The 12,208-nt window shown below is 59.0% G+C and carries 11 protein-coding genes and 2 pseudogenes; 2 read left to right on the forward strand and 11 right to left on the reverse strand.

Annotation, left to right across the window (positions count from 1 at the left end):
- The coding region (locus ACRXB1_RS17830; protein WP_449492721.1) for a CoA-binding protein at positions 1-954 on the reverse strand (954 nt) is incomplete at its 3' end.
- Between the two features lie 283 nt (positions 955-1,237).
- Between ACRXB1_RS17830 and ACRXB1_RS17835 the strand changes: the two genes are divergently transcribed.
- Positions 1,238-2,128 carry a LysR family transcriptional regulator gene (locus tag ACRXB1_RS17835; protein ID WP_062171872.1) on the forward strand — a complete coding sequence of 297 codons (891 nt, stop codon included), beginning with the start codon at positions 1,238-1,240 and terminating at the stop codon, positions 2,126-2,128.
- Between the two features lie 85 nt (positions 2,129-2,213).
- Here ACRXB1_RS17835 and ACRXB1_RS17840 read toward each other — a convergent pair whose 3' ends face one another.
- The 10 genes and pseudogenes from ACRXB1_RS17840 to ACRXB1_RS17885 all read right to left on the reverse strand — a co-directional run.
- On the reverse strand, positions 2,214-2,567 hold the full coding sequence (locus tag ACRXB1_RS17840) for a FimD/PapC C-terminal domain-containing protein (protein WP_449492722.1): 354 nt from the start codon (positions 2,565-2,567) through the stop codon (positions 2,214-2,216).
- Between the two features lie 2 nt (positions 2,568-2,569).
- Positions 2,570-4,891: a fimbria/pilus outer membrane usher protein gene (locus ACRXB1_RS17845; protein WP_449492723.1), complete on the reverse strand. Its 2,322-nt coding sequence runs from the start codon at positions 4,889-4,891 to the stop codon at positions 2,570-2,572.
- A gap of 179 nt (positions 4,892-5,070) precedes the next feature.
- Positions 5,071-5,814 (reverse strand): fimbrial biogenesis chaperone, encoded by a 744-nt coding sequence (locus ACRXB1_RS17850; protein WP_062171865.1) that lies wholly within the window; start codon positions 5,812-5,814, stop codon positions 5,071-5,073.
- Between the two features lie 84 nt (positions 5,815-5,898).
- Complete coding sequence (locus ACRXB1_RS17855) at positions 5,899-6,459, reverse strand: fimbrial protein (RefSeq protein ID WP_062003514.1); 561 nt, start codon at positions 6,457-6,459, stop codon at positions 5,899-5,901.
- Positions 6,460-6,825: 366 nt separating this feature from the next.
- Positions 6,826-8,235: an MFS transporter gene (locus tag ACRXB1_RS17860; protein ID WP_449492724.1), complete on the reverse strand. Its 1,410-nt coding sequence runs from the start codon at positions 8,233-8,235 to the stop codon at positions 6,826-6,828.
- An 86-nt stretch (positions 8,236-8,321) separates the two neighbouring features.
- Positions 8,322-9,767 (reverse strand): NAD-dependent succinate-semialdehyde dehydrogenase, encoded by a 1,446-nt coding sequence (locus ACRXB1_RS17865; protein ID WP_449492725.1) that lies wholly within the window; start codon positions 9,765-9,767, stop codon positions 8,322-8,324.
- Complete coding sequence (locus ACRXB1_RS17870) at positions 9,764-10,801, reverse strand: aldo/keto reductase (RefSeq protein ID WP_449492726.1); 1,038 nt, start codon at positions 10,799-10,801, stop codon at positions 9,764-9,766. The genes ACRXB1_RS17865 and ACRXB1_RS17870 overlap by 4 nt, the downstream gene beginning before the upstream one ends.
- A 49-nt stretch (positions 10,802-10,850) precedes the next feature.
- Positions 10,851-11,390, reverse strand: coding sequence for a formaldehyde-activating enzyme (gene fae, locus ACRXB1_RS17875; protein ID WP_062003510.1), 540 nt, complete (start codon positions 11,388-11,390; stop codon positions 10,851-10,853).
- A gap of 132 nt (positions 11,391-11,522) precedes the next feature.
- Positions 11,523-11,813 (reverse strand): DUF1272 domain-containing protein, encoded by a 291-nt coding sequence (locus tag ACRXB1_RS17880; RefSeq protein ID WP_075358219.1) that lies wholly within the window; start codon positions 11,811-11,813, stop codon positions 11,523-11,525.
- Positions 11,814-11,890: 77 nt separating this feature from the next.
- Positions 11,891-12,109: pseudogene (locus tag ACRXB1_RS17885) on the reverse strand (GntT/GntP/DsdX family permease); the annotation flags it as partial.
- Between ACRXB1_RS17885 and ACRXB1_RS17890 the strand changes: the two are divergent.
- Positions 12,104-12,208, forward strand: a pseudogene (locus tag ACRXB1_RS17890) (GntT/GntP/DsdX family permease); the annotation flags it as partial. The pseudogenes ACRXB1_RS17885 and ACRXB1_RS17890 sit on opposite strands and share 6 nt — an antisense overlap.

Below are 12,208 nucleotides of genomic sequence, written 5' to 3' on the forward strand. Positions count from 1 at the left end.
TTCGGGCCAGAGTGCGAGTGCGTCGCCGGCGGTGGCGAATGCATCGGCTGCAAGCGCTGCTACGCCCCGGTCGCTCGTGATCACGGTTGCACGATCGCTCGCCGCCACACGGCCAACCCCGAGCGTCTCGATTTCGTCCAGGAGGTCGTCCAAAGAATCGACGCGTACCAGACCCGCACGCCGGAATGCAGCGCTGTATAACGCGTCGAACGGATCGTCGTGGCCGGTGCGTAGAACGAGCACAGGTTTGTTGCGTGCGGCAGCGCGCGCCGCTGACATGAACTTGCGCGCCATTCGCACCGATTCAACGGCAAGCAGGACTGCACGCGTACGGGCGTCGCTTGCAAGAAAATCGAGGGTATCCCCGACATCGACATCGGCCTCATCGCCCAGCGCCACCACTCTAGAAAAGCCAAGACCGCGGGCGTTCGCCCAACCGAGCACGCCATTGGTCAGCGCATTCGACGCCGATACCCACGCTACCCCTCCAGCCGCAACCGGAGATGACGGCGCGCCCAGCACGGCGCCAGTGAGCGGCGTCATCACACCGAGGCTTGCCGGACCGACCACGCGCAACAAGAACGGCCGTGCCGCGGCAAGTGTCCGGTTTGTCCAGTTGCTGACCGTCTGGCCACGGGTTTCGCCCGACTGCCCAACGATTATGACTGCCCGCGTGCCCCGTTCGCCCAACTGCTGGACGATCGCCGGCCATGTTGAGGGTGGCGTGCACAACACTGCCACGGTGGGTGCATCGGGCAGATCCTCGATCCGGGCGTAGGCCACAGCGTCATCGATCTGACGATGCTTCGGGTTCACCGGCCAGATCCCACCCGCGAATCCCGCGCGACTGAGCCGCGACCACACCATTTCGCCGATACTGCCCGCGCGCAGCGACGCACCGATCACGGCGATCGATTTCGGATGGAATAGCGCGTCGAGATTGCGTACGGTCATGCAGCCTCCTGGAACGGGATGTATCCAGCATAGGCGATTCATGCCCCGCCAACTACTAGTCGAATGGCCTAGTCCCCTGCGTCTTATCCGCGGGTTCGCAGCTTTCCTGATAGCCCCTTATGAGAATTCCTGCTGCTTCAACGTTGGCCGAAAGGTCTATTGTTTCGCTCCCGGAATCAAGGTAATTTTATCGAACGCGGGACAAAGACCCTCGCTCGCAAACAACGGGCGCATGTACCTGGCCAACAAGAACAACTGGGGAGACTGGCAGTCAGGAATCACTATGCGACACCTTCCATCGTTAATTGCGCTACGTTTTTTTGAAGAGACGGCGCGGCATTTGAGTTTCAACCGCGCGGCACGAGCGCTGTGCGTCACACAAGGAGCTGTAAGCCGGCAAATCCGGCTGCTGGAAGAATCGTTGGGCGTGAAGCTTTTCGAGCGCGACCACAAAGGGATCCGGCTGACGCCGGCAGGCGTGACATTGATGCCCTCAGTGACGGAAGCGTTTGATGTCATCGAGCGGGGAACACGGCATTTATCAGGTGCTGTGGAACGCAGGCGTCTCGTTGTGTCGTTGCCCCCCACGTTTGCAACGCAATGGTTTTCTTCGCGGCTGGGCGCGCTCGCGGAGCAACTGCCAGACGTGGATTTATCGATCCGGACGCAGGACAGCGGCGAATGTCATTGCAGCGTCCGGTTCGGCCGCGAACCCGCGCGCGAGTCAACCATTGAAGGCGGCTCGGAGCTTTTGCTGATGGAAAGACATGCACTGGTGGGCGCAGCCGGATTGGCCGGCGTACCGGTCGAGCGCCTGCTTGATGAATTGCCCGCGCTGCATGTACTGCACGAAGACGTGCGTTTGAAATTATGGCCAAACTGGTTGGCCAAGGCGGGGATGCCCGCGCGCTACGCGGATAACGGCATCGAGTTTTCGAATCTGCAACAAGCGATTCACGCGGCGCGGCGTGGTGTCGGACTCGCGGTTGTGGACCTGAACATGATTGATGACGAGCTGACCGAAGGCGCGCTCGTGAGAATGTCCGACGTGGAGATGGTCGGACCGTTTGGATATTGGCTCGATGTGCCGGAAACGCATCGTGAAACTGAAACGGTGAGTTCGTTCGCGGCCTGGTTGCGTTATGAGGCAAGTGAAGCGGAACGAATCAAATGAGCCCCTCGTTACCGGCCGGATTGCACTGATACCACTCGTGTGCTTCTGGCCGGAACGTTGAGTCACTTGAAAAGCCAGCTTCGTGTCAGCGCATGGCGCTTCCCGACGCCCCTGTTCCCGTAACGCCATTCGCCTGCATTTCACCCCCGGGCACGCAGTGCGATTGCACCGACAGATACCCGGGGTTATAAGACTTTGGGTCTTTTTTCGGCAGCGTGTAGCTGATCCGGCATTGCTCGACGGGGCCACTTCCCCACTTCACCGTAAGCGCACCCTGATCTTCAAGACCTCGCGCAAAAACTCTGCTGTCCTGACCAACTACGCCCACCATATTTCCTTGTTCGTTTTCCACGCTCGCTCCAAATGGTAACGTTCCACCACCTAGTTTCGGCGCTTGAATCAGCGCCGCCCGACCACTCACCGTCTCGTACTTCATCATCACTATAGAGCCTGCACGGGGCGCCACCTGCGCGGATGTCGATTTAAATTCGACATCGTGGACGTGCCTTTCGGATCGATATCGATCACGTTCATGCTGTAGGGCGACAGGTACGGAATCACTGCATATCCACGTGAATCGACCGTCGTTCCCGGTGCGTTCGTCACGGTCGCGCCGGCAGCAGCAGGCGCATTCACAATGCCGAACGTATCGCCCACTGTTTGCGAAAATGTCACTCCGCCCGGGTGCGCCACGACCGATCCCTGCACGCCCGCCGATACCTGTCGCGTGCCGCCGCCACCGCTTGCGGATGCATTCACCGTAGCGTACGGCGCGCGATAGGTTGCGCTCACACCGGCGTTGCCATTGTTGGCAGAATTGCCACCGACGTTGTACGTGCCGTAGCCGTTGTAGGAGAACTGGTTCGTGGCGCCCAGCGAACCGCTCACATTCGCCTGCATGTTCGTCGCGCCGTTCGAGTTGTACGAGGCGTTGGTGGTCAACATCGGCGCGTGCGCCGAATGGCCGAGCGGGATCGTCGTGCTCAGCAAGAATTCGTTCGATAACTCTCCGTCCATGGTCCGCGTGCGGCCGGCCGTCAGGCTATAGGTTCCGTATTTGAACGCGTTGGTGTAGCCCGCCTGAAACAAGGTATCAGTGCCGCCGCGATTCCAGTAATTCTGCGACGATCCGGTAACGAACATCGTGCCGTGATCGCCCAGCTTCTGGTTGACCGATACCTGCATGCGGTTGCGCTGTCTATAAATCGCATCGATATCGCCGCCATGCTCCGAGATATCGCGAATGGACGCTGCATCGTTCAGGTTCAGATACCCTGCTGTCGAGAACCGGTAAGCCGCGACAGACACGTTCGTATTGGTCGCCCCGACAAACTTGCTGTAGCCCACGCGCAAGCTCGCGCCGTGCATCGACTGGGATTGCGGCACGCTGGTCATGGCGCCGGTGACGTCCATCGAAAACGCGCCGAAGCCGGTGTTCAATGCACCACCGAAGTTCAGCGCGCCATATCCGCTCGATGCAACCACACCGCCGTAAGCCGTCACTGTGTTCGTCAGGCCATGTTGAAGCGTGAACTGGCCGAAAACGGGTTTTGTATCGATGGAATCGTTACGCAGCTGGCCTGCCGTCGCGCTGAAACGGGTGACGCCGGGACGCAGCAATTGCGCCACCGATGCGAACGGTACGGTGAACTCCTTGCTGCGGCCATCGGCTTCGGTCACCGTCACGACCAGATCACCGCCGTAGCCGGTCGAATAAAGATCATTGATCTCGAAGGGACCGGGCGCAACGTTTGTTTCTTCCAGCACCTGGCCGTTTTGGCGGATCGTCACGCGTGCATTCGATTCTGCGACACCGCGCACAACCGGCGCATAACCGCGCATTGAATCGGGAAGCATGCGGTCATCGGTGGCGAGTTGTGCGCCGCGAAACGACACGCTGTCGAAGATCTCGCCGCTTGTGCTGGCATCGCCGAGCGTCAGTTGCGCGCCGAGCTTTTCGACATCGCGTTGGGCGTAGGTCGCAATGTTGTCGAACTGTGTGGGCTGCCCCGTTCCCGACGATATCGACGATTGATGCCGAAGGTGCCATGCGCCCAGATTCACGCCGGCGTTGAGGCCGAGATAGCTTTGGGTTGAGCCGGGGCCCGAGCCGTCGGTCCGGAATGTGTTGGCGTTATAGCTCACAAATCCGCCGTTGACGCCCTGGTCCCATTGTTCGGGCGGCACGTAACCTCGTGCCGCGTTACGCATGAATGCCTGCGGCACGCTCAGTTCGAGGGTTTGCTGGGTAAAGTCGAAGTCGACCGTCGCGCCGGGCACCAGCGTGCCAATCTCTTCGCAGGTGTCGGTATCGGCTGCCGGGGTCGTTGCCGGTGCCTTCCGGCCGCCGGCCGCATCCGCCTTGGCCATATCGACGCCCGCGTGCTGCAACATTGCACGGGTGAAACACGGCTTGGCGCTGAATGGGCCACCTCTGGAAACAAAGCGGATGTCCTGGCGGCTCAGGCGCGCACCGTTCACGTACAGGTCAACCGAATAGGTTCCTGGTGAAACCGCGTTGCCGCGCGTGAACCGGCTGGTATCGATCGGCGTTCCACCATCCTGGCGCAGGTAGGTGTTATCGAAGCTCACTTCAGCAACCGTGCCACTTTTGCTTTGATCCAATCCCGAGGCATCAGCCATTGCTTGCGGAATCGCGGCGCACGCCATCATTGAAAATGCGATTGCGGCAATCGGCTTCAGACGAAGCCGGAACGCATCCTGGCTTTGACGGGAGAAAGCATGTTGAGCAGCTTGTTTCATGGTTCGGCCTGCGTTGATTCGGTCTATTCAGTCGGTTCAGACGCGAGTTGACCCACCGGGCTGTTCGGACAGCCCGTTCGGCAAATGCGTAAAGTCTTTCTTGAGGAAGGCGTCGGCCAGTTACTGCCCGCGACGCCTTCAGTTACCCAGGGCGACGGCCGCCCCGATCAGGCGACGTCTTATGGCGCGAGAGGTGCGTCGAGCGACACGGCGCCGCCGAAATCGCTGATGGTCGAAAATTTGACACGGGCGTTGGCCGGCGCTGTTTTCATGTTCTTGATCGGGAACTGCGCGCTTCCATGCGGCTCGACCATGCCGCCTATGTCGTTGCTGAAGGTCTGACCGCTACCGACCACATTGATATTGCTGAACGACACGTAATAGGCCGTCGGATTGGTCGCCTTCACTTCATACCCTTTGTTATCGACGGCGGGTACGAGTTTCCACGTCACTTTTGCCGGTGCTTCATCGGCGGTTCCGGGCAAACCCTTCGGACGCGCAAATACCTTGATTCGAGTCCGGAACGCGAATTGAAGCGTGTTGACATCGGAATCCTTGGCAGTCTTCGGCGGTACGTCGAGCACGTTGAGCCAGAACACCGACTCGCGGTCCTGCGGCAATGCATCGCCCGTGTACATCATTCGTAGCGTCTGGGATTTTCCGGCGTCCATGCGAAAGATCGGCGGCGTCAACACGAAGGGCGCGCTTGCCTCGCCCGGCTTCGCCGCGGCATTGCCTTTGTCCATCCAGACCTGAACCAGCGAGGGTTCGCTGCGATCATTGGTCAGCTTGACCGTCATCTCACGATTCTCAAGGGGATACACCACGCGTGTTCCGCCCACTGTCACGCTTGCGCCCGCACTTCCGGCAACGAGGGCCGCGATCAAGCCCAAACCATATGCAATTTGCCTGAGGGACTTCATGATTGATGCATCTCCGTAAAAAACGTATCTCGAAAATTTGAAAAAAAACAGGCACCTGCACCTGCAGATGCCCGTTGGTACACCTTATTGGTAGTCGACGGTGTATTGAACCGACGTGCTTACCGGGCCAGCCTTTGCCGCACCCGTTGCGTAGTACTCTGCGAAGTACTTGAGGTCAGCGTTGCCCGAAACGATGGCCGCACCGTTGCCGGCCATGTCGTTGTTCTCGCCCGTCACCACGTTGATGGGCAGGTGCGACGCGTTCAGCAAGCGAACTTGCACGTTTTCAGCGCCGGCGGGGGCTTGGTTTGCCAAGTACCCCGTGGTTTGATCGACCGTCGGGCCATTTTCGAAACGAGCGACTGCCTTCGATTCTGTCGAGCAACCGCTCAATGAGAACGTCAGGTCGGTTGCGGAGGTCGTGCCGGCCGTCGAGCCCTTCGAAGCAAGCGTGCTGTTTGTTACGGTCGGCAATGTGACGTTCTTGTCGGCGGCGCCAGCAACTTTTGCGTCGATCGAACATGTCGTGTCAGTCACTGCACCGGTGAACGTGATGGTGCCGTCAGCAGCGCTCGCGCCGGTCGAAGCCAAAGCGATGGTCGCGATAGTTGCAGCAGCAGCGACAGTGGAGATGAATGATTTCATGATGTTTTTCCAAAAGAGAAATTAACGAGGTTTCGAACACTTGCGGCGCTTGAACTACGTGTCCCGTAGTGCCGTCCGCGCAGTGCGAGCCGCCTTTTTCATCGTCTGGATTCTGGTGAGAGGCGATGAACCGGTTCGTCTGCGAGTGAATGAATCTTAAGGCGCGATGCCTCGGATTACCCTCGGAACTCTCCGAAGAATTAGGACGAAACTAAGAATTCCTAATATCGAAATCGGGATGGTTTTTGGTTGATGCGATCGCGTTTTCAAATGCGGAAAGGCGTCCGCAAGCGGACGCCTTTTTTAAGGTGAGGTTTATCGGGAGCTGCTGAGTGGAGCCAACCTATCCGGCAGCACGCTTGGAGTTCATGACGATCCGCTCGCGGCACGCAGAGTCAGGTTGCGTGTCTCAGGAGCCCAGGCGATCGATACGATCATGCCAACAAGCAGAACAGCGGCGAGAATCATCATGGTGTAGTGAAACCCGATCTGCGCGATGCCGACCGGTAGCAAGAACGTACCGATTGCCGAGCCAAGCCGGCTGCACGCAATGGCAAGTCCAACGCCTGACGCGCGTACTTCGGTTGGAAAGCATTCGGGCGGAAACACGCCAACCAGATTGCTGAATGCCGACATGGTCAATGTGAAAACAGCAAACGCAGCGATCATCGCAAGCGTTGCAGATGACGGCAGCAGGCTCATGGCCACCAGCATGGCGCAGGTCACGGCAAAGGATCCAATTAAAAAGTGCCGGCGGGGCAACTTGATGGTGAGCCAGATTCCGAGCACCGCACCTATGACCAGTACAGCATTGAGCAACAGGTCCGCACCGAAACCACCACTCAGGCCGATCACTTTCAGGATGCCTGGCAAGAATGTGTAGATCGCGAAATACGGAATGACGAGACACACAAAGAATCCGCAGTTGAACAATGTCCTGCGAATCAGGTCAGGTTGAAACAGCCGTACGTAACCATGCTTCCCACCGCCGACATGACTGCTATGTTCAGCGTCGAGAATGACGTCGGGGCCGAAATGCTTGCGGACCACATCGTGCGCTTCCTTCACCCGCCCCTTTCCGAGCAGCCAGCGCGGAGACTCTGGCGTGCCAATGCGCAGCAGCAGGACGATGAATGCAGGAAGACTCGCCGATGCAAGCAGCCAGCGCCATGCATCCGGACTGGCTTCTCCATACGACATGCCGAGTACGTTCGCCACCACGTAACCGACCGTCCAGACAACGCTGAACGATCCGAGGAGCGCACCACGATGCTTGCGAGGCGAAAATTCTGCCAGGATGGCGTGACCGACCGTGAAGTCGCCGCCCATACCGAAGCCGATCAAAACCCGAAGCGCAAACAATTCCAGCGGCGATGTGGCGAAGAACTGAAGGAATGCGGCAATGGTAATGATGACAAAACTGGTGAGAAAAATGCGCTGGCGGCCAAGCCGATCAGACAGGCGCCCGAAGATCAGGCTGCCAAGGAAAATGCCGATCAACGCCGAGCTGCCGATTGCACCCATCCAGAACGAATCGAGCGGCATCTGCCGGTTCATCGAGGCCAGCGCGTATCCCACTGTGCCCAACGCGTAACCTTCGGTGAAATGCGCGCCGAAAGTCAGGCCCGCGATCTTCACATGGAAGCGGTTCAGCGGAATGTCATCGAGCAGCATGGGCTTCGAGGCCGAATTGTCGGGTGTGCGGATTGGCGCCATACCTGCATGTGGTCCGGGACCATTGGGGATGGCACTACTTGAGGTGTCCTGATGACTCACTGCGTCTCCTGTTTGTTCTTCACTTACTCGCGTTGCTGCCAGCTGTATGCGACAGCAACAACGCGGTCACAATCGACTAGCGACAATCAACGTTCGGTCGCCATCAGGCCACTGATCATCATGTATTTGAGTTCCATGTATTCGTCGAGGCCGTATCTGGATCCTTCGCGGCCCAGACCCGATTGCTTGACGCCACCGAACGGCGCTACTTCGGTGGATATGATTGCCTCATTGATGCCAACCATGCCCGTCTCGAGTGCTTCCGCGACACGCCATGCTCGGCCCAGATCGCGGGTATAGAAGTACGCGGCGAGTCCGAAGGGTGTGTCGTTGGCAAGCTTGATTGCCTCAGCCTCTGTTTCGAACTGGAAGCAGGCGGCGACCGGGCCGAACGTTTCTTCCTGCGCTATCGACATGCTTTGGTTCGCATGGGCCAGCACGGTTGGTTCGTAGAACGTGCCGCCCAATGAATGGGCACGGCCGCCCGTCATGACAGTTGCGCCTTTGGCCACGGCGTCCTGCACGTGATCATTGACCTTTTTCAACGCGGCATGGTTGATAAGCGGGCCTTGATCGACCTCTTGCTCGAGCGCATTGCCTACGCGAAGCTTGCTGGCGGCAAGCGTCAGACGCCGCGTGAACTCGGCATAAACTCCCGCCTGAACAAAGAAGCGATTCACGCACACGCACGTCTGGCCGGTATTACGGAATTTCGATGCCATGGCGCCCTGCACGGCGGCGTCCAGATCTGCGTCGTTGAATACGATAAATGGCGCGTTGCCGCCGAGTTCCAGGGAAAGCTTCTTCAGCGTGTGTGCGGATTGGGCTGCAAGAAGTTTGCCGACCCGCGTCGAGCCGGTGAACGACAGCTTGCGTACGACCGGAGACGCAGTCAACTCCGCCCCGATTGCCACAGCGTCGCCCGAGATGACATTGAACACGCCCGCCGGGATTCCTGCTTCTGCGGCGAGTACGGCCAGAGCCAAAGCGCTCAACGGCGTTTCCTCAGACGGGTTGAGGACCATCGTACAGCCCGCTGCCAGCGCAGGTCCGGCTTTGCGCGTGATCATTGCGAGGGGGAAATTCCACGGCGTGATGGCCGCCACCACGCCGACCGGTTCCCGCGTGACGATGATCTTCGATCCCGCCTTCGAGCTCGGAATGACATCGCCATAACTGCGCTTCGCCTCTTCAGCGAACCACTCGAGGAAACTCGCTGCATAAGCGACCTCCCCTTGTGCTTCCGCGAGCGGCTTTCCTTGCTCTCGCGTAAGCAATTCGGCGAGGGCATTGCGATGCTCGAGCATCAGCTCGCCCCAGCGCCGCACCCGAGCGCCGCGTTCCTTTGCGGTCAGCGCGCGCCAGGCTGGGAACGCGCCCTCCGCTGCCTGAATGGCTTGCTGCGTTTCACGCGCGCCCGCTTTCGAGACATCTGCGATCACGTCTGCCGTTGCGGGATTCAGGACCGGATAGGTCTCAGCGCTGCTCTGCCATACACCATCGATGTAGTGTTCTTTTCGAAGAAGATTCATGCCGCGTCCTTCATTGCCTGAACAAAAGCGCCCTGCGGCACGCGTGCTTCACGCGCGACCCGGCGGCCGGCTGTGTAATCGTTGATGACATCACACGGCGTGTAGTTGCGCTCGAGTTCATAAAGCTCGTCCGCGTCGAGTTCCATGCCGAGCGCGTTAAGTGCGCTGTCGAACTGGGCCGGTGAATCTGCGCCGACCAGCATGCTAGCCACGCCATTGCGCTGCAGTACCCACGCCTGGGCGATTTGCGCGGCGCTCACGCCGCGTCTCCGGGCGACGCGCTCAACAGAGGCGGCGATCTCACGGGATGCCGCATCGCCGTACATCTGCGATGTAAAGAAGTCAGTCTGGTTACGCGTAGACGCGGTGTCGCACGTCAACAGCCCTCGCGCCAGCGGGCTGAATACGGATACACCCAGACCTTGGTCCGCGCAGTACGGCATCATCTCGCGCTCTTCCTCGCGGTATGCCAAGTTCAATTGCAATTGCATATTGATCGGCTTGTGCCAGCCATTTCGTTCGCAAACCTGAATGATTTTCGCAAGCTGCCACGTGTACATGGTCGACACACCGATATAACGCGCCTTGCCCGACCGGACGATATCGTCCAGCGCTGCCATGGTTTCTTCAACGGGCGTGGTAGTGTCGAAATAATGAAGCATATAGATGTCGACGTAATCCATGCTCAGCCGGCGTAGGGATGCGTCGATACCATCGAGCACGTGCTTGCGTGAATGACCGCCCGCATTTTGATATTCGCCCATGTCGTAGCCGACCTTGGTGGTGACCACGATTTCCTCACGCCGTGCAAGGCGTCCAAGGATTCGGCCAACCACTTCTTCTCCCACGCCCAACGAATAGAAATCAGCGAGATCAATGAAGTTCACGCCTGCGTCCAACGCGTGGCGAACAATGGGCTCGCTCTTTTGTTCGTCGAAAATCCACGGTTTCCATTGCGGCGTTCCCATGTTCATGGTGCCAAGACACAAGCGCGACACTTTCAGGCCGGACTGGCCCAGTCGAATGTATTCCATTATTCAATTCTCCGTAGAGCGCCGGCATGCGACACCCGTATGCGGTTTTTTAGAGGGCGGCTTGCGACGAACTCGGGGTATAGAAGGGATTCGACACTTCACGCGCCGCGGCGAATACGTCACGCTTTAACGGCAGACCTTTCATGGCCGCCTTGATGGCGTTTTTAGTCGCGCGATAATTGTTGCGGAACACGGCATCCAGATCGTCAGCTGACGGGTTGACCCAGTTCGCCGATACGACCACCCAGTCGTTTTCCGCTTCCGGCGGCAACGTGCCGTCTTCGAGCGATTCAGCGACGGCCTTTGCGATGCCCGCCTGCGAAGCGCCCCACGTCGCGTTCCCGTGGAACTCATTGGCAATCTGCGCCTTGTTCACGTACAGCGTCAGGGGCTTGGTAGGAACACCCGGCCGAGCGATGACGACAAACGGCGCGTGGCCCGCCGACGGCGTAGCGAGCGCGGTCGCGAATGCCTGTCCAGCAGGACCGCTGCGGGGTCCGACAAGCACATTGATATGGGCGAGATTGACGCCCGGCCCTTCAAAACCTTCGCCAATGTGAAGAGTGCGCTCGGATTGGGGTGTTGGCATGTTGGCTTCCGTTCAAGGAGTGGATCGATGAACAGATTGTGAGAGCCAGCGCCGCCGAGGAGGAATCGATGATTACTGCGCACCGGTATGAGCGGCGCTCAGATCGGTGAATTCCCTAGGGGGCGGCAGATGTTATCGATCAAAGGGCGCAATGGAGCCGTAGCGATCCAGGAACGCACGATGTTGGTGTTCATCTATGCCCGCTGGATGGACTTCCGTCGAGGCCGGGCGGCTGTCGAGTCGCGCTTTCGGACGGATCGGGCGAAACTGGAAGCCGCCGCCGCAGTTCGGGCATACGTTTTGAAGCCGTGACAGCGCGCACGATTCGCAGAAGGTACATTCAAAGCTGCATATCATGGCGTCACGGGCGTTTGGCGGGAGTGGCTTTTCGCAGCATTCACAGGTGGGGCGCAAGGCAAGCATGATAAATCTCCTTTTTTCTCATTTTAGATTCGGAGTTCCGCGTGCCTCGCCAATCTGCCCGCGTTTCACGTCAGTGCTTATGTCAGCACGCCCCACATCACCAGCGTGAGCGCCAGCCCGACCACTGAGACGATCGTTTGAAGCACGGACCAGACGTACACCGTCTGTTTTAGCTGCAGACCGAAGTATTCACGGATCATCCAGAAACCGGCGTCGTTCACGTGGCAGAAAAAGACCGACCCCGCGCCAATCGCCAGCGCCAGCAGCGAGTTGTGTGTCGCGCTCAGCCCTGCCACGTGAACGACGCCGGTTTCTGGATGATCCGTGAATACTTCGGTCTGCAGCTAAAACAGACGGTGTACGTCTGGTCCGTGCTTCAAACGATCGTCTCAGTA

This window comes from Caballeronia sp. M23-90, from assembly GCF_053574605.1.